Raw genomic sequence first — 19,269 nt, forward strand, 5'->3', positions numbered from 1 at the left:
TTCTCAGAAATCGTATGCCCGGTGCGCGCGGAAGCACTCGAGCGGCGTCGGGAACCAGCGCAAATGTCGAAAAGCCTCCGGGATGTCAAGCTCACAGCGCGGATCCGGCGGGCCCTCGACGGGGGCGCTCGCGAAGATCGACCGCGCTTCGTCGAGGTACGCGGCGAGCGCGGTCTCCGGCTCGCTCGTGCGCATCGACCGATATTCGAGCTCGCCCCCGCGATAGGTGAGGTCGTTCAAGCGGAGCGCGGGCCGCGGGCGCCCGGCGACGTGCGTCCATTGCCCGGTCTCGGCGTCGCACCGGTACATGGGGAGCAATTTCCACCCGTCGTTGGCGATCAGGTGGATCGCGGCGACGATATAGAGGAAGACGGTCTCCGTCATGAAGCCATCGAAATGGACGCGGACCCAGCCAGGCCGGAGCACGCCGCAGCCCGCCTCCACCGCTTCGGCGAAAGCCACGGGCGGCTCGGGGGCGATGCCCAGGATGGAGCCGCCGTGCGGGCCCAAGGAGGCGCCTTCGCCACGCGCCTGGATGCCGAACAGATCGTTCAGCAGGGCCACGACGAAGCGAAAGTGGAGGAATCGGTCGAGACCGTGGCGAACCACGAGCGATACGATCGACCCTCGTTCGAGCTCCGGAGGGCCGAGCACCTGGAGTTTGTCGTTCGTCCGAAACGACGCGATGGCCCGCTTGACGAAATCGTTCTCGCGGGCGCGGATCGCGGCCGTGCCGATCGCCGCTTTGAGCTGGAAGACCAGGCCCGCGCGGATGGATTCGAGGATGGCCGGCGCCGCCGCCTCCTCGCGGGCAGACGTCTCGTCATGAAAGAGCGAGCGCTTGGCGACGAGGACGCCGGGCGCGCCGGGCCCGCCGATGAATCGGTGCGGCGCGAGGAACACAGCGTCTTTGTGCGCGAGCGGGCCCTCCACGCCCGGGCCTTCCGGGTTCATGCGGATATCGAGGGAAGGCCCGGCCTCGGCGTAGTCCCAGAAAGAAAGCGCGCCGTGCCGGTGGAGGAGCGTCGAGATGGCGACGTCGTCCGCGAGGATTCCCGTCACGCGGGACGCCGCGGAAAAACTGCCCATCTTGAGCGGGCGATGGGCGTACGTTTCGAGCGCCGCTTCGAGCTGCCGAAGATCGATGCGGCCCTCCGCGTCCACGTCGATCGTCACGACGTCGGCGATGGATTCGCGCCAAGGCAGCTCGTTCGAAGGGGGCTCGTAGGCCCCGAGGAACACGACGGGGCGCTCGTGCTCCGGGATCCGGTCCCGCACATGATACCGAGCATCGAGCTCGCGCGGCAAAAGGAGCCCGAGCGCCCGGACCAACGTTTCGATCGCGCTCGTCGCGCCCGAGCCGCAAAAAAGGACGATGTCGTCGCTCCCGCCGCCCACGCTCCGATGGATGATTTCACGCGCGTCCTCCCGCAGCGGCGACGTCGGCGCGCCCGCGCCCGGAGACGCGGCGAGCGTATTCGCATAAAGCGGCATCACCTCGCTGCGGAGAAATGCCTCCAGGAAGCCGACGGAGCGGCCAGACGCCGCGGGATCGGCATGGACCACGCGCCGCGGGCCGAACGGGCCCACGAGGACGACGTCGTCGCCGAGCACCGAGGCGCGCACCTTCGCAAAAAGAGCCTCCTTGTCGGAGGGCGCCTCGCGCGGGGCCGCCGGCGCGCGCGCCTCGTCCGCGGCGTCGCGCGGCGCGGGGGGGACGTCGAGCACGGTCACGAGGCCCTCGACGAACCCGCTCATGCTTTGCTCGACGAGGTTCTCCGCGCCGCCCACGAGGCCCCGCGTCGTGCTCGCCATGGCCATGCGGGTCAGCGTCTTCGTGGTCATCGTGCGCTCGTCGTCCGCGCCCACGACCAGCGCCTGCGTCGCGCGCCGGACGATACGCGCGTCCGTCTGCTGGAGGGCGTCGATGAGGTCGCGGTTGACGGCCTCGACGATCTGGAACGCCATGGCCAGGTCGGACGTGATCAGGCGCTCGAGCGTCTCGGGCGCGATTTCGAGCAGGACCACGTTCTCCCGCGCGACGCACGTGACCCGCTGCAGGCTGCCGTCGAGGAGCGCTTCCATGCCGAGCGTCCTGCCGGGCCCGAGCACGGCGAGGTGCGTCCGCCGAGCGCCCGCGCGCACGGTGATCTCGACGGCGCCGCGCGCGAGGAGGAAGGCCGAGCCCGAGCTCGCGCCCTCCGCGAGAATGGTTCGCCCCTGCGGCACTTCGCGCTCGACGAGGACACTCGCGACATCTTCGAGCTGCCTCGCGCTGAACGACGCGAAGAACGGCAGGACGCAGAGCAACGGCTCGATGTCCGGCGAAAGGGGGCGCGCCTCGCCGAGCTCGTCGGCCGGGCGGTCGCCCGACCCGCCCGCGACCGTCTCCGCGAGCCCGGTCATCTCGCGGGTGAGGCAACGCAGCTCGTGGCAGAGGTTTTTCGAAAGCCGCCGCAGGACCTTCAACGCGGCCGGGTGGCGCGCGTGGCGCAGGCGCTCGAAGTCGGCGATTTCGAGCGTATGGCCCGACGCGCGCCGCACAGCGGTGACGGTGGCCGCGCGGGCCAACCGCTGGTTCAACGCGAGCTCGCCGAGCACGCCCCCCGGGCCGCTCTCGCCGACGAAGATGCGATCGTCGGCCGGCGTCCGGATCGAGACCGCGAGGAGGCCGTCCGCGACGACGTAAAGCTCGTCGGCCGGCGCGCCTTGCGCGCAGAGGACCTCGCCGGCCTCCACCCGAAAAGGCCGCATGCGCGCGGCGATCTCGCGGCGCTCGTCGCCGTCCAGATCGGCGAAGAGCGTCGTTGTGCCGAGGAGCGCGGCGATCGCATCGGGGCCCTGCGTCTTGCGCGAGGTCACGCCGGACGCGATGGGCTCGGCCTCGGCCTCCGGGAGCGCGGCGAGCCGGATCCCGCGGCGCACGGCGCCCGCGAGCTGCTCCCATGCCTCGCTCCACGCCTCGGCGAGCTCGTCATCCATGCGGCCGCCCTCGGAGAGATCGAGCTCTGCGCGGAGCGCCTCGCCAAACGAATCGATGTGCGCCTCGCGGACGCCGTAAAGCACGTGCCGCGCGCCGAGCTCTTCGAGCATCGCGTGAAGCCCGTGCGTATCGCGCAAGCAGGCGACGCTCGCGGTCAAAGCGGTGACGAGCTTGCGCCCCTGGCCAGACAGATCCAGCGGGAACAAGGGCCGCATGTCAGGGTGGCGCTCGAACAGGCGCTCGTAAAACCTCTCGGGGAAGCTCGATCGCGAGAGCGCCCGCCGGAACATCATGCGCACGAGCTCGGCCTGCCGCTCCGACGGCGAGGCCGCGGCCTCGGGCAAAAGGCCAAGCGCGCGCATCGTCGCGACCACGCCTTCGAGCGCAGCGACGAGGGCGTCGGCCGACGCAAAACGCTTCGCAGGATCCTTTTGCACGGCGCGGTCGACGGTCGCAGCGAGCTCGAAGGGGATATCGGGGCGAAGCGAGGCGATGCTCGGCAGGGGCTCTTTGAGGATCGCCTCGACGAGCTGCATCAAAGGTCGTTTGGGCCCGTACGGCGGCGCCCCTGCGAGCAGCTCCCAGAGGATGAGGCCGAGCGCATAGATGTCGCTCGCGACGCTCGCAGGCGCAGCCCTCCACAGCTCGGGCGCGAGGTAGCGGGGCGTGCCAAGGATATCACCTTTTCGGGTCACATCGCCGGAGGGCAGGCCCGCATTCGCGACGAAGCGCGCGATGCTCTCGGGGCTCGCCTCTTCGAGCGCGGGCCGGGAAGGCAGCTTCGCGACGCCAAAATCGATGAGCTTGCCAGCGCCCACGCGCGTGCGCATGACATTGGCCGGCTTGAGGTCACGGTGGAGGACGGAGGCGTGATGCACCGCGGCGAGCCCGCGCGCCACGTCGACGCCGAGCGCGAGGACCTCCTGCCACTCGATCACGCCGACAAGCGTATCGAGGCTCTTTCCAGCGACGAGCTCGTACACGATGTAAGGCTGCCCGAGCGCCTCGCCGCTGCGATACACCGCGACGACGTTCGGGTGCTCGATCCGCCCGAGCGCGAGGGCTTCGAGGCGGAAGCGCTCCCGATCTCTCTCACTCGGATGCGCACCGCGGATCATTTTGATGGCAACGTGGCGATCGAGCGTGAGATCGAGAGCGCGCCAAACCTCGCCCATCGCGCCTTCGCCGAGCCGCTCGAGGAGGCGATAGCCGTCGAACTCCGTGAGGCACCTCGGATCAACGGACGCGGACGGGGGAGAAGCGTGGCCCGATTCGAACACGCCGCGATGGTAGGCGAGCGCGTGAGGCGAGCAAGGCGAAATCGGCGCGGAAAGCCTGCGGTGTCAGCTGGGCCGCGGCCTCACGCGTCTCATCGAGGAGGCGCCGCGCCGGGGCGCTGCCCCGGGCCCCGCGGGGGCTGTTCGCCCCTCGACCCGAACCAGGGCCAGCCCTGGACCTCTCGTGGAAGAACTGCGCTCCGCGCAGTTCTTCCAACAGGCCGTTGATACCGCGTTGACGATTGAACCGTCAGCGCTGCTGTCTCGGTTGGCAGGGTCGCCCGCTGGTCTTGACCCGGCTGTTCGATGAACTGCGCGTAGCGCAGTTCATCGACCCTCCGTCCAGCGCGGGCGCTGGTCCGGGTCCAGGGGCGGACAGCCCCGGTGGGGCCTGGGGCAAAGCCCCAGCGAAGCGCTTCCCAAATGAGACGCGTCTCAGCGCGGCGCCTCGAGCAGCGTTCCTTTCCGCGAGATGCGGACTGCGCTTGGGCCCCCTGGATCGGAGAAGTGGAGCTCGGGATAGCCTGATTCCACCTTGATCGTATGTACGGAACGGGTCACGGGGGCCTTCGTGACGAGCTCCTTGATGCCTTCGGGCGCGTCGAGCGTGAGCGTGAGCTCATTGCCTGCGTCATTCGACGTGGCGACGAGGACGGCGCCTTTGGGCAGGACGATGTATGTGACGCCCCCCGACCTCGTCACGTTTCTCCACGCGCCTGCCGCGCCTGGGGCCACGGGAAGCCTCACGGACGCGGCGATGATGCTGCCGGATTCGATGTGCTGGGCGAGCACCGTCCCATCCTCGGCCATTTCGTAGTCCCAGTACCCCGCCGTGGGGGTGTCGACCGATCCCTCGCGGAAAAACATCCCGGATGCATCGCTCACGAAGCGAGCTTTGCGACAATCCAGAATGACGAGACCGCGCAGGCTCTCGATCGAGAGGGGGTCGCACCCCTCCGGCGTCGGGCGAAAGAGGAGCGCCCTCGTGCTCCAGTGAAAGATGCCGATCGTCGGCCCGCGGAGAAGGGGGCCTTTTTCGCACGGTCCGTTGACGGGCCGTTTGCAGAGCGCGTCGTCGAAGAACCTGCCGACCAGGCTGGAGGCAGGGTTGCGTGGGACGATCCCGCGGAGTTTTTGGATGCAGCGGAGCCCTTTGCAGACGGGCCGGGCAGGCTGGCTCGGTGGACCTGCGAGGGAAATCCCGGACACGGTGGACGGGTCCTCGGCGGGCACGTCGAGCCATTTCATGCCTGACGGGCCCAGGACACCAAACTTCGCCGCGCCTGGCTTTTCGGGCGCGGCGGCGAGAACGTCGCCCTCCCAGGGGAGCAGCGTATTCATCATCGCGCCCTGGAACATCGGGTCGAACGAGACGAACTCGGCCCCTTGGATCTCCCCCGGCAGGGTGAGGGACGCGAATGTGCGTCCGTCCTTCGTGAGGACGGAGGCCTGCTGGGCTTGCCCCAGGTCGTTCCGCTTCAGCGCATGCAGGATGAACCCGCCCCAACGCAACGGAGCTTCGAGTGCACGGCGAACCGGCTCGACCTTGCCCTTGGCGTCGATCGTGGACCACGTCTCGGCGGGTTTTCGTCCGGCAGCGGCAGCGAGAATGACCCCGTCGGCGCGCACGAATGCGTGGTCCACCGACCCCTTCATCGGCACCTCGACGAAGGTTTTTCCTCCGTCCTTGGATTGCACGAGCACGCTGCCCCGCGCTGCGACGACGAACATGCCTGCCGTGTCGAAGATCCGGTCGATTCCGACCGCGGGCGTCAGTTTTCCCGCGATGAGGTCGTCGACGCTCGCGGCACGGAAGGGCGCGTGATTCTCGTTCTCGGCGAAGACCTCGCCGCTCGCGACCACGCCGACGAAGCGTACGCCTTTCGGGACGAGGCCGCGGACGCCATCCTTCGTGATCACGAGCTGGCCCACGCGCGATTCGAGCACGATGGCTCCGGGCTCGATGGCTTGGGCGCGCAGATCGCCGAGAATCGGGTTGATCGGATGCATGACGCCATTCACGCGAGGCGAGGCTTCCCAGAGCGCGAACCGCTTGCTGTCGCGCTCGAGCCAGGGCGCTGCCTCTGCCGCGCGCTCGATGTGGATGGGCGCGTCGGGATCGGGCGGCGGCTCCGGTGGGGCCGAAGCCGTGGCGGGCGGCACGTGCACGCCGTCGGGCGCGGCGTGCGGAGGAGGTGGCGACGCCGGGGGCGTCGGGCCGCAGGCGACGAGCAGCACCGCGAGGAGGGAGGATACGTGCAAGGGGCGGTTATGCACGGGCCGGAAGATTGCACAGGATAGACCCGATTGACAGGGCTTTCGAGACGCCGGTCTCGTGCGGATGGGTCCATCGTGCGACGTCTTCGCGTACGCTCGTGTCAGCGGCGGGAGGCGAGTGAAAAATGGAGGATTCCAATGCGTATACACCTGTTGTGGAGCATCGGTTTGTCACTGCTCATCGGGGTCGGCTGCGACGGCGCTTCGAACCCTGATGCAACGAGCGGAGGTGGAGACGGAGGTTCCGGAAACGGCGGCGGAGGAAACGGCAGCGGAGGCAGCGGAGGAACGTCGGACGACCACGATCCGCCGACCGCGATCTTCGCGTTGGCCCCGCCGGCGTACTGGTATGTCGACGCGGTGCCGCTCTCGGCCGTCGTCGCCGGCGACGACGTCACCCACTACCGTTACGCCATCGACGACGGCGCCTTCAGCGACGAGCAGCCGGTGGCGGCGCCGATCTCGATCCCATCCGTCGCGGCCGGCAAGCGCACGCTGAAGATCCTCGGGCGCGACGCCGTCGGCAACTGGCAGGTCACGCCGACCCAGGCGAGTTTCCACATGGCCACGACGGGCCCGGAGTCGACGGCGTGCAAGCTCGTGGCCGACGGCGGCACGTGCGACTTCATCCTCACGACCTCGAGCGGCTTCTATGCGACCCCCAAGCACTTTTACGACGCGAATGGCGACGGCACCCCCGACTACGAGAAGCTCCTCGACATCAAGCCGGGCTCGAAGGTCTGCCTCCAGGCCGGCGCCTACGACACGCTGAACATCCGTGGCTTCGAGGGCAGCCCGGAGGCGCCCGTCACCCTCGTGAACTGCGGCGGTCGGGTCGACTTCGCGCACAGCCACGCCAATGCGGCCCTGGGCGTGCTCGAATCACGCTACGTGCGCATCGTGGGCGTCGGAGACGCGGCGGAGCCGTATGGGATCACCGTTGCCACCTCGGGCAACCAGGGCGCGAACGGCCTCGAGATCACCGACGGCTCGTCCGACGTCGAGGTCGCCTTCGTCGAGGTCAAGAGCGCCGCGTACGCGGGAATCGTGGCCCGCACCAACGTGAGCTGCAAGTGGCACCGCGCGTCCTTCGTGCAAGAGAACACCTTCCTCCACCATAACCACGTGCACGATACCGGAGGCGAAGGGTTCTACATCGGCGGCTCGCATTGGGGCGCTCCGGAGCTCGTCGAGAGCGGCAATGCCCAGTGCGGCGTCAACGCCGGCAATGGCACCATCGTGTGCGAGAACGACTGCAAGTTCGAGCCCGAGCTGCACGGGGTTCGGATTTACGCGAACCGGGTGGAGAGCACCGCCGCCGACGGCATCCAGGTCGGCAGTGCGTGGTCGGATCGCGACGGCACGGTCGATTACGACACCGAGGTCTACGACAACGTCGTGATTGCCGGGGCCACCGGCGACAGCCCCTACAACTCGGGCGCCCTCGACATCAACCCCGGGACGTCGGGCCGGGTGTACCGCAACTTCGTCCGCGGCACCGACGCTTATGCGGGCCTGTTCATCGCGGGTCCGGGCAACATCGACGTCTACAACAACGTCATCATCACCGCGACGGACGTGGGCCTGGTGATCCAGGACAATGACGCGGGCGCGAAGAACGGGCCGTTCCGCATTCTCAACAACACGATCGTCAACGACGGCCCGCACGGCATCTACATGTACCACACGCACAGCCAGGGGAACCTCTGCCACAACAACCTGCTCCTCCGCGCGGCCGAGGCCATCCACCTGCTCAACGCCAGCGTCGACTGGAAGGCGTCGAGCAACGTCACCACGGGCAGCCTCGAGAGCCACTTCGTGAACGCGGGCGAGGATGACTATCACCTCCTCTCGACGTCGAGCGCCGTCGACGCCGGGACCGACGTGTCCAGCCTGGGCCTCACCACCGACTTCGACAAGCTGCCCCGCAAGGTCGGCCCGTACGACGTCGGAGCGTTCGAATACAGGCCGTAAGCGCATTGCCGCCGATCACGTTCGATCGGTTTCTGATGGCAGGCCGCCGCTGACACTGCCGCTACCGCTGCCGCTCCCACTTCCGCTCCCGCCTCCGCTCCCGCTCCCGCTTCCGCAGCCGCTCCCGCTTCCGCTCCCAAACCCGCTCCCGCTACGTAACCCCCCGACCAACCACATCTCCCCCGCCTCTGTCCCCGGCCTACGGCGAAGACGTACAAGATTTCGGCCGAGAGGCAGCATCGACGGCGAGAACAAAATGATGGTTACAGCTCTGGGTTTTGCCCTACAATCCACAAACATGACAGGGTTGAGATATTTCGTACTGACCGTTCTCGCGGCAGCGACGGCCGCCTGTGACGCCAGCCGCCCCTCGGTGGCCACCCCCGCGTCGCCCCGCCCGAGCCCCACCCCGGTGACGGCGCCAGCCCCCCCTCAAAAGCACGTCACGCTCGGCGACGTCGGCCTCGACCCGACCGCGCTCGATCGCACCGCCGACCCTTGCCAAGACTTCTATCAATACGCCTGCGGCGGCTGGCTTGCCAAGAACGAGATACCCGCCGACCGCACCCGCGTGGGTCGCAATATCGAGATCGTCGAACGAAACCAGAACGCACTCAGAAGCATTCTCGAGAGCGCTTCGTCGCAGGCGACCGACGACCCGGCGCTCCAGGCCGTCGGCACCTTCTACGGCACGTGCGTCGACGAAGCGGCGCTCGAGGCCGCCGGCACCAAGGGCATCGACCCCCTCGTAAAGAAAGTGCGCGCGGTGCGTGACCTGCCTTCACTCGTCGCCGCCGTCGCCGAGCTGCACAGACACGGCATCTTTTCGATCTTCGTCATCGGCAGCGAGCAAGACGCGAAGGACGCGACGCGCGTCATCGCCCGCCTCGACCAAGGCGGCCTCGGGTTGCCCGACCGCGACGACTACCTGAACGAGGACGCGCGGTCGAAAGAGATTCGAACGCACTATCTCGACCACGTCGGCCGCATGATGCAGCTTGCCGGCAAGAAACCCGCCGATGCAAAGAAGGCCGCCGACGACGTGATGGCAATCGAGACCGCGCTCGCCCGCGCCTCGAAGACGCGCGTCGAGCGGCGCGACCCGTCCGGCATGTACAACAAGGTCGACGGCGCAGGGCTCGCGCGCCTTGCGCCCACGTGGGGCTGGAGCGCCTACTTCAAGGGCCTGGGCTTCGAAGGCCTGCACGAATTCAACGTCACCGCCCCGGGCTTTCTGCAGGGCCTCGAGCACCTGCTCGCGTCGACCAAGCCGGCGGCGTGGCAGGCCTACCTCGAGTGGCATGTTCTGAACGCCACCGCCGACGCGCTACCAAAGAGGTTCGACGACGAATCGTTCACCATGTGGCGGTTTTTGAGCGGCCAGCAGAAGCAACGAGACCGCTGGAGGCGCTGCGTGACCGCCACCGACGCCGCGCTCGGCGAGTCGCTCGGCCGGTTCTTCGTCGCCCGCCACTTCGCCGGCGAGAGCCGCGACGTCGTCCGGCAGATGATCGTCGCCATCAGCGAGGCCTTCGACGAGCGCTTCGGCGAGCTCGACTGGATGGACGGAAAAACCAAAGAGCGCGCACGCGAAAAGCGCCAGCAGATAGCCTACCTCATCGGCTACCCGAACACGTGGCGCGTCTATGATTTCTCTCTCGACAAGAAGGTGCACGCGGCCAACGTGCTCGCCGGCAAGGCCTTCGAGGTGAAGCGCCAGCTCACCAAGGTGGGCAAGCCCGTCGACCGCGAGGACTGGCAAATGAGCCCGCCCACAGTGAACGCCTACTACGACCCGCAGCTCAACCAAATGGCCTTCCCGGCGGGCTTTTTGCAACCGCCCTTTTTCTCGGCCCGCTCTAGCCTGGCCGTCAACATGGGCGCGACCGGCGAGACCATCGGCCACGAACTCATCCACGGCTTCGACGACGAGGGCTCGCGGTACGACGGCAAGGGCAACCTCGCGTCGTGGTGGGAGCCTGAATCGCGCACGCGCTTCGAGGCCAGGGCGCAATGCGTCGTCGACCAGTATTCGGCCTACGAGCCCCTGCCCGGCGTGAAGATCAACGGCAAGCTGACCCTCGGCGAGAACATCGCCGACATCGGTGGCCTCAAGCTCGCCTTTCGCGCGTATCGCGCCCTGCGAAAGAGCGCAGAAGAGCGCATTTGGGCCGACGGGTTCGACGAAGACCAGCAGTTTTTCCTGTCGTTCGGCCAGTCTCAGTGCACGAAGTGGCGTGAAGAGCGGGCGCGCACGCTCTTGCAGACCGACCCGCATTCGCTGGCAGAATTTCGGGTCAACGGCTCTGTCACGAACATGCCCGAGTTCGCCCGCGCCTTCTCCTGCGCCGAGGGCAAGGCCCTGAACCCCAAGCAGCGCTGCGACGTCTGGTGAGCCGCACGCGTAGGGGCCGCAGCAGGCGGGGGCGCCGCGGGCAAGTGCCTATGGGAGGCACTTCGTGCCCACGACGTACTGGCCGTCCCCCTGGAGCACGCCAATCGTGAGGGCACCCGAGGCGGGATCGATGATCATATCGGCGCGAGAGCCTTCGGGGATGGTCCAGGGATCCGGGGTCCCCGTGGTGGGATCGATCAGCTTGTGATGGCTGGTCAGGCCCCAAGCTTTGCCTTTGTAGGCGGCGAGGCTCAGGACATAATCGTTCTCTGTGAGCCCCGGGACCGGCGTCGTCGTGAACGCTCCGCCATTGAAGTTCGTCAGGGTCGCGAAGCGATTGTCCGCGGCGACGAAGAGCGAGGTGCCGTCGGTGGCCACACGGCAATCGTACGCAGTCGTGCCCTGCTCGACGCCCCAGTCCTCCTGGTTGTAGTTCGCCAGCATCGGCACATACCCCGAGCCGATGACGCAGGCGATGACCTCGTTCCCCCTGCGCACGGCGTTGCCCGCGTACGAGATCGACGACTCGTAGAGCTCCTGCGCGGACCAGCCGTTCTCGGACCCCACGAACAGGGTAATCGCGGCGTGCTCCATGCCGTAGACGTTCGTCTCGCCGGGGTACTGCCCCTCGATTGGCGCGAGATGGTAGTCATTGTAGAGGTCGCTGCCCGGCTCGATCATCGTGTCGGTGGGCCCCTTGCCGTCGTCGCAGACAAACTGCATCGTGCTCGTGCTCACGCTGCTATCCACGAAGACCGCGCAGACGGTGCCGTCGCTGCGGGAGAAGTGCTTCCCCTGAAACCCCGTCTGCTCAGAAGCTTTCGGCGCGAGCAGCACCCGCTCGCCGCCCGCGCGCACGAACTCGAGCCCCGCGTCCGTGGAGAGCAGCGCCGTGACCCCCTTCTTGCTCGTAGAAAGCGAGAATCCGTCGCGCACATCGACGGCCCAGGGCGTGAAATCGCTCTCCTTGCATACGTTCATCCCCGGGCCGCTACCGCCCCCACCGCCTTCACCGCCTTCACCGCCTGCACCTCCCCCGCCGCCGGCGCTCTTCCCCGAGCATCCGAGCGCGGCGACGATCATGCAAGAAGCGCTCGCCAAGAGCGCGAGCCGCGCGTTGCGGGTCCTATTCATCGAGCTTCGCGTCGTTTTCAAAGGATCACCTTTCAAGAAAGCACGGGTCAGGGCAATGCCCCGGTGCGCGGCGCCGCTTCAGCAAACGTCGTGCCTCGGTGCAGCGGCCCTGTTTGCCGGGCAATCGGCACCCTCACGCCCGCCGCCAGGGGGCGCAATGAGGACTTCTGTTCACACGAGGGCGGGTTGGATGGGTACGCTGGAGGGCGGGCTCCGGTATGCAATCGGCCTCGCGCCCGGTACGAGCGCCCTTCGGAACGCTCCCCGAGGCTCTCGCGCCCGGCGCAAGCGCCCTTCGGAGCGCTCCCCGAGGCTCGCGCGCCCGGTACGAGCGCTCTGCGGACCGTTCCCCACCGCTCTTGCGCCGGGCGCAAGCGCCCTGCGGACCGTTCCCCACCGCTCTTGCGCCGGGCGCAAGCGCCCTTCGGAGCGCTCCCCGCCGCTCCTGCGCCGGGCGCAGGCGCCCTGCGGACCGTTCCCCGCCGCTCTTGCGCCGGGCGCAAGCGCCCTGCGGACCGTTCCCCGCCGCTCTTGCGCCCGGCGCAGGTGCCTCCAGAGCCGCTCCGACCCTCGCATGTTCCCCATGCAGCTCCGATCTGGAGCGCTCCGCTCCAATTTGGAGCGGTCACCGCTCCATCCTGGATCACCCCTCGCGGCCGGCCCCTCGTTTCTCCGCTCGTCCCCGCTTGGCCAGCGATTTGCTGTGTCCCTCGATCGACCCGCATCGCGACATGCCGTCGCGACGGCCACAGCGAGGTTTCCCGTGCCCACGTCGCATACCCCCGCCCGCCTTTCCCGTCTCGAAAAAGCCACCATCAGCCGTGAGCTGCATGCGCTGCTCTCCGCGCGCGCCCAGACGGGTCCCGCGGAGCCCGCGCTCGACGCCTTCATCCCCGAGCTCGACCTCGTCGCCCTCCGCCTCGACGCGCATGTCGGCGGCAAGATCACGGCAAGGGCCGTACGCGTCGCCAGCGGCTGCCGTGTCGAGGAGGCCGACGCCATCGTCGACACCTGGACCCGCCAGATCGAGAGCTTCCTCCTGATCGCCGGCCGCCACCGCCGCAGCCCCCACGCCCCTGCCGCGCGCGCCTTGCACCAAGCCGCCTTCCCGCATGGCATTGCGTTCATCGACGACCGCGTCCCCGACGAGAACGCAAAGGTCCGCGCCGCCCTGAAGGCGCTCGCCGCCCCGGAGCACGTGGAGACGCTCATGCATCTGTCGTTCCCCATGGCCTGGCTCGACACGCTCGAGGCCGCCCTGGCCGAGAGCGACGCCGCATTCGCCGAAAAGAACTCGGCCCACGGCCGGATCGATGAGCACGTCTCGCTCGGGAAGGACACGGAGGCGCAATGGCTCGACGTGGTCTTGCGCCTGCGCAAATACATCGACTACCGCGCCGCGACCGCGGACGCGAACAAGCGCGTGGAGTGCCAGGCCCTGATCGCCCCCCTGCGAGACGCGCTCGACCGCGCCAAGGCCGCCGCCGAAAGCCGCGCGACGCGACGGGCAAAGAAGCACGCGCCCAAACACGAGCCCGAAGCGGGCGCCGATCGACCGTAAAAAGGTTTTTCTCTCGGCGCGCCGCGGCTCCCATCGCCGGGCCCCCCCGTCCCGCACGCGCTGCCGCTTCCGCTGCCGCTCCCGCTCCCGCCGACGCAGCCGCTTCCGTTGAGCGTGAAGGTGGGGCGCCATCGGTCGATTACAAGGTGCCACCGTAGCGCCCACAGACTGGCGGAGCTACGATATTGCATCGAGGGGAGCGTCATTGCCCGAGACGATGAAGCTCGCCCAGTAATATGGATGTGCACGGTCTTGGCGCCCCAACATTTCGATCTGCACCTGGCGCAACGCCTCACCGCGACCGATCCCGGCGAGCAGCTTCTCGTAATATCCCTCCATCAGCTCACAGGTTGCCGCATCGTCGACGCCCCACAAGCTCATCACCTGCGTCTCTGCGCCGGCCATGACCATCGCGTGCCGGAAACCGTACACGCCGCCATCTCCAGTTCGCAGGTCCCCCAGGCCTGTCTGGCAAGCTGAGAGGACCACGAGCTTCGTGCCAGTCAGATCGACGAGCGAAAGCTCCAAAGCCGTCAGGATGCCGTCATCCTGATCGCCAGGCCCTCGATTGGCTCCGGTGAGCGCGATGCCGGCGCGAAGGAGGGGGTCTTCGATCAGCGACATCGGCCGCGCTCGCCGATCGGCCACGTGCGAATCGGCGTCGAAGTCGCCCTGACGAGGCGCCTCATGCATGGGCCCTCCCGTGACGAAGAACCCGTGCGTCGCGATGTGAAGGATTCTTGGCCCTGCAAGCATTGTAAAGGCGCCTTTCGTCGCAGTTGCGCCCGTGATGAGCTTCGCGCCGGGAATCTTTCCTGCAATGGTGCGTCCCTCGCGAGCGGCGAACTGCAGCGGCCGAAACTGAATGTCTCGCGCTTCGCCGGAGAGCTCGCCAGGGGAATTGCCCTGCGCGGCATGGTCGTAGTCCGGCGCAGCGATCACGACCGGGCCTTGTCGCGATTCGAACTGGGTCGCGATGCGCAAAAGGTCACGGCCGCTCGTCAGGTAGCTCAGCGCATGACGCTCGACGAGGTAGCGCGCATCCTCGTCGATGAGGGCGCCGAAGGGCAAGAAGTTGAGCACCCCGTCGGGGCTCAACAGGAGCCTATGAATCGAGCCCAGCAGACGGCGGATCGGTTCCATCAGCAGACGGTCGAGATCACGGGCGCGTGCCCGATGCTCTGCAACGGCCGTGTCCATGACGTCGAATTCGCGCGCGGTGGGCTTCGTTTCGGCGGCGGGATGTCGAAGCGACGCGTGCAGCGCCATGACCGCCATGTCAATGGGCTCTGCTTCGCCCAGATCTGCCCAGCCGATTTCGCCGTGCCGATGCAGAACGAAGGCCACATAGCGGTTTTCTACCCACCGCTCTGCGTTCGAGTCGAGCGTCTGGTAGTGGAATAGCTCGACGAGAGCGGCCCCCTCGGGGATCGCAGCCTGCACTTCCGCGATCGTGACGGGCTGCCGCTGGCCTCGGAGCTCGCCGCCGCGACGACTGATATCCGCCTCGAGCCGCTGGCGGGCCTCATCGAGGCGACGGAGGGTGCTTTGGTCGTCACGAAGCCCCCTATCCCCTGCTGCGCGCCATGCGAGCGCGCTGTACTGGGCGCAGATGGATTTGAGTTGGTCGAGTCGCTCCTGATCCGCGGGCCCGATGTGACGGCGCAGCGCCGAGAAGCTATCGGTCAGCGCACCGAGCACTCGGCCCTTGCGATTCAAGATCGTGGTCAGCGCCAACCGCTTCGCATCCTCGTCATTGGGCGCAAAGTGGCGAAGAAAAGAGATGACGACATCGGTGCTCGCTCGCATCTTGACCATGTAGGCCCACTTTTGCTGTTCCGCTCCGATCGGGATCATGACCTCCACATGACCATCTTGAATCGCCGCTGCTCGCGCCAACGTTTGCAGGGCCCTCGAACGTTCACCCGTTGCCATGTGCGCCTTCGCGAGCAACATGAGCGTGGCGCCGACATCGGGGTGCTCCGGTCCGAATACATTCTCCCGGATGGCGAGCGCACGTTGATAGAGCGGCTTTGCCTTGTCGTAGTCTCGGGTCAGATCGTACAGGAACCCAAGGTTGTGAAGCGCGAGGGCGACATCGGGATGCTCCGGCCCGAGCTTCGTTGTGATGGCGAGCGCGCGTTGATAGAGCAGCTCGGCGCTCGCGTATTCCCCTCTTTTCTGATGTATCGATGCCAGGCTCATGAGCGACGAGGCGACATCCGGATGCTCCGGCCCCAGCACCTCCTCCCTGATGCGAAGACCGCGGTGTATGAGCAGCTCGGCCCTCGCGTAGTCCATTCTTTTGTAGTACACGAGCGCCAAACCATTCAAAGCGCTCGCCACGTTGGGGTGATCGTGTCCCAACGCCACTTCCGCGATATGCAGAGTCCGCAGAGAAAGCCGCTCTGCATTTGCGTAGTCGCCTTTGTCGAAGTGCAGCAAGGCGAGACTGTTGAGCACGCTGGCAGTTATGGCGTGCTCCGGCCCCAGCACTCTCTCGCTGCTGGCGAGCGCGCGCTGGAGGAGCAGCTCGGCCTTGTCATACATCCCTCTCTTGCTGTAGAAGACTGCGAGATAGTTGAGAAAGCAGACGATGTCCGGGTGCTCTGGCCCCAGCTTCGACTCCTGGAGGGGGAGTGCGCGCAAAAAGAGCGGCTCCGCCTTCGCGTACTCGTGTTTCGCCTTGTAGAGCTCCCCGAGGCCGGCGACCAAGTCGGCGAGACGGGGGTGCTCGGGTCCCAGCGCCATCTCCACAATGGCGATCGCGCGCTGATAGAGCGACTCGGCCTGCGCATAGTCGCCTATTTTGTGATAAAATGTTGCCACGCAGTAGAGTGCCTCGCCGAATTCCGCGTTCTCCGGGCCCAGCGCTGCCTCCGCGATGGCGAGCGCATGCAAATACGTCGACTCTGCCTGGGCGTGGTCCATTTTCGCTTCGTGCAGTCGCGCGATGTCGGTCAACGCAGTGGCCACATGACGATGGACTGGCCCGAACGTGCTCTTCACGAGGGCGAGGAGATTGTCCGCCAGCGGCATGGCAGCATCATACTGTCCCTCATCGTGGAGACGATCGACCTCATTGCGGAGCACGAAGATTTCTTCGAGCGCACGACTGCGCTCCTCCGGATACCGCGGCTTCAGGATGGATACAGCGCGCTCGACCAGCGGCTTCGCCTTGTCCCCCTCCCCTTGGAACTCATAGAGCACCGCGAGATGGTTGAGCACGTTGGCCACGGCTGGGTGCTCGGGTCCCGCCGTCTTCTCCAGAAGCGCGAGTGCTTGCTGGTAAAGCGATTCCGACTGCTGGTAATCTCCTGTGGTCCTGTAGAACCCAGCGAGTCTGATCAGCGATTGGATCACGTCCGGGTGCTCGGGACCCAACGAAAGCACCTGAAGCCCCAGAGCGGCCTGATAGAGCGGCTCCGCGGGACCGTGCTCCCCCCTGTCGTCGAACCGCTCCGCGAGCTCATGCAACGACGAAACCCCCTCGCCTGGGCCCACCCCCAGCGCGGTCTCCATGATCGCCACCATACGGCCGGCGAGGTCGTTCGCCTCGTCCAACTTCCCGGAGGCAACGAGGCGGTCCCCCTCGACTTGGAGCTCGGCGACCTCCGCCCACGCACGCTTCAATAACTCCGCATCAAAAGTAAGCGCCATCCTCGTCCTCCGGATGTACCCATCGTCCGCGCAATCGTCACCGTCAGCGTCAGCCCGTAGCACACACAACCTCCGTGCCACCGCCGATTCGACAGCTCCGTGCCAACACGTCATCGCATACAGCCCCCCCTCACGCGCCAAAGCGCCCTCGCACGCGTCAGCATCCTCCGCTGACGCGTCAGCCAGCTCGTGCTTCCTGTTCCCGAGACAAGTCCCAATACGCGCGGCCATCACGCACGTCCTGCCCCCCTTCCTCGAGCGGTGACACGTCAGCGGTCCCGTCGACGTCACCCGCGCGCGATTGACGCGCCAGCCGCCCTTCACAGCCAAACCCGCTCGAGCTTTTACCCGCCATTCCCACCGCCCGAGCGTTGGCCCGGTTCCTGCAACTGCTGCCTCCGACACCGGAGGCATACGATGAATCCTGCGCATACCTTGGGCAAAGCGATGATGACGACGGGCCGATGGACGGCAGCGGGGCTCGGCTTGGCCTGCCTCGCGCCGGCGATGCTGGGTTGCGGGCCCGTGGACGAGATGGTCGTCGAGGAATGGGAAGAGGTCGAGGTACGCGGCGGCTCCGACGTGGTGAGCGAAGAGGAAAACGTTGCCGAGGCGACGGAGGCGCTCACCTCGGTGGGCTTCTCGACGTTCGTCGGAGGAACAGGAGGCATCTCGGGCGGCATACCGGCGGTGGACCCGGCGGGGAACGTGTACGTGGCGGGCACGGCGTCGATCATCAATAGCAGCAACCTTGATATCTTCGTCGCCAAATACAGCCCCAGCGGCGCGCTCTTGTGGACGGCAACATTCGGCGGCTCCTACAGTGAGGATGTCCGTGATATCGCGGTGGACAACGTGGGATGCGTGTACGTGCTCGCAAAGACCTATGTGCACCCGTCGCAGACGATCGTCGTCGCGAAGCTCAACGCCGCGGGCAATGCGCTCGCCTACTACAGCCGGTTTGGCGGCAGCGGAGAAGACCGGCCGTACGGAATCGCCGTGGATCCCGCTGGAAATGCTTACGTCGCAGGTAGTACGCTTTCGGCCGATTTTCCTGTGACGCCCGGGGCAATACAGCAAACGCTCCGCGGGGACATGGATGCATTCGTCACGAAGCTGAATGCGGCGGGCTCGAGCCTCGTGTACTCGACCTACCTCGGAGGTAGCGGCTCCGACGACGGCATGGACATCGCCGTCGACGCGGCCGGTTATGCATACGTCGCCGGGGCTACGTACCCTCCGCCGAATGGCGTCGGGCTCCCCTTCCCGACGACACCCGGCGCATATCAGAGGACCTACGGTGACCCCACGTTTGGCGGGGATGTTTTCGTCACCGAGCTGATTCCCAGCGGCTCGGCGTTTTATTACTCGACCATGATCGGAGGCAGCGGCTCCGACGTCGGGTACAGAATCGGGGTGGACAGCGCTTACAACGCATACGTGGTTGGGATTTCGGACTCCACCAATTTCCCCACGACGCCGGGCGCGTTCCGCGGGGTCAAGAAGGGGCTTGCCGATGAATTCGACGTATTCGTGACGAAGGTCAACGAGCCAGGCAGCGCTATTTCGTACTCCACCTGGGTGGGGAGCGGCCCGGGCCGCGAGATTCCCTTCATCGCCGTGAGCAGCAGCGGAAAGGCGTACGTCTCGGGGATGACGACCTCGTCTAGCCTCCCCGTGACGGCGAACGCGCTTCAGAAGACGTACCGTGGCGGCTCCGCCGACGGATTCTTGATGGAGCTGAATGTCTCGGGATCGGCGGCGGCGTACTCGACGTATTTGGGCGGGAGCGACCACGATTCTCTGTACGGCGTCGCTGTCGATAAGTATGGAAACGCCGTCGTGGCTGGTTGGACGGATTCCGCGAATTTCCCCGTCTATAACGCCGCGCAGCCGACCCCGCCCGGCGCCCCCTGGGGCGGCTTTCTCACGAAGTTCCTAGGCCCCTGACGCTCCAACGAGCAGCCGTTCGGCGAGTTTCCGCTCGGAACCGGCCGGAGTACCACCC

The 19,269-nt window shown here is 66.9% G+C and carries 8 protein-coding genes; 4 read left to right on the forward strand and 4 right to left on the reverse strand.

Translation table 11 applies throughout. The features are described from left to right. Nucleotides 1–3: 3 nt before the first annotated feature. Together QHF85_RS07740 and QHF85_RS07745 are read right to left on the reverse strand one after the other, a co-directional pair. Nucleotides 4–4,263, reverse strand: coding sequence for an aminotransferase class V-fold PLP-dependent enzyme (locus tag QHF85_RS07740; protein WP_281326430.1), 4,260 nt, complete (start codon nucleotides 4,261–4,263; stop codon nucleotides 4–6). Nucleotides 4,264–4,695: 432 nt separating this feature from the next. Beyond that, nucleotides 4,696–6,522 (reverse strand): hypothetical protein, encoded by a 1,827-nt coding sequence (locus tag QHF85_RS07745; RefSeq protein ID WP_281326431.1) that lies wholly within the window; start codon nucleotides 6,520–6,522, stop codon nucleotides 4,696–4,698. Nucleotides 6,523–6,675: 153 nt separating this feature from the next. Between QHF85_RS07745 and QHF85_RS07750 the strand changes: the two genes are divergently transcribed. After that, nucleotides 6,676–8,511, forward strand: coding sequence for a right-handed parallel beta-helix repeat-containing protein (locus tag QHF85_RS07750; protein WP_281326432.1), 1,836 nt, complete (start codon nucleotides 6,676–6,678; stop codon nucleotides 8,509–8,511). Between the two features lie 298 nt (nucleotides 8,512–8,809). Then, on the forward strand, nucleotides 8,810–10,906 hold the full coding sequence (locus QHF85_RS07755) for a M13 family metallopeptidase (protein WP_281326433.1): 2,097 nt from the start codon (nucleotides 8,810–8,812) through the stop codon (nucleotides 10,904–10,906). A gap of 48 nt (nucleotides 10,907–10,954) precedes the next feature. Here the strand turns inward: QHF85_RS07755 and QHF85_RS07760 are convergent, their stop codons facing one another. After that, nucleotides 10,955–12,040: a hypothetical protein gene (locus tag QHF85_RS07760; RefSeq protein ID WP_281326434.1), complete on the reverse strand. Its 1,086-nt coding sequence runs from the start codon at nucleotides 12,038–12,040 to the stop codon at nucleotides 10,955–10,957. 763 nt (nucleotides 12,041–12,803) lie between these two features. On the opposite strand from QHF85_RS07760, the gene QHF85_RS07765 reads away from it, so the two are divergent. After that, nucleotides 12,804–13,601 carry a hypothetical protein gene (locus QHF85_RS07765; protein ID WP_281326435.1) on the forward strand — a complete coding sequence of 266 codons (798 nt, stop codon included), beginning with the start codon at nucleotides 12,804–12,806 and terminating at the stop codon, nucleotides 13,599–13,601. A 177-nt stretch (nucleotides 13,602–13,778) separates the two neighbouring features. Here QHF85_RS07765 and QHF85_RS07770 read toward each other — a convergent pair whose 3' ends face one another. Next, a complete protein-coding gene (locus QHF85_RS07770; protein WP_281326436.1) occupies nucleotides 13,779–17,261 on the reverse strand; it encodes a CHAT domain-containing protein in 3,483 nt (1,160 codons plus the stop codon). Between the two features lie 534 nt (nucleotides 17,262–17,795). Between QHF85_RS07770 and QHF85_RS07775 the strand changes: the two genes are divergently transcribed. Continuing rightward, a complete protein-coding gene (locus QHF85_RS07775; RefSeq protein WP_281326590.1) occupies nucleotides 17,796–19,211 on the forward strand; it encodes an SBBP repeat-containing protein in 1,416 nt (471 codons plus the stop codon). Nucleotides 19,212–19,269: the final 58 nt, after the last annotated feature.

The sequence above is a fragment of the Polyangium sp. 6x1 genome (genome assembly GCF_029946515.1).
In the GTDB taxonomy this organism is placed as follows: Bacteria; Myxococcota_A; Polyangia; order Polyangiales; family Polyangiaceae; genus Polyangium.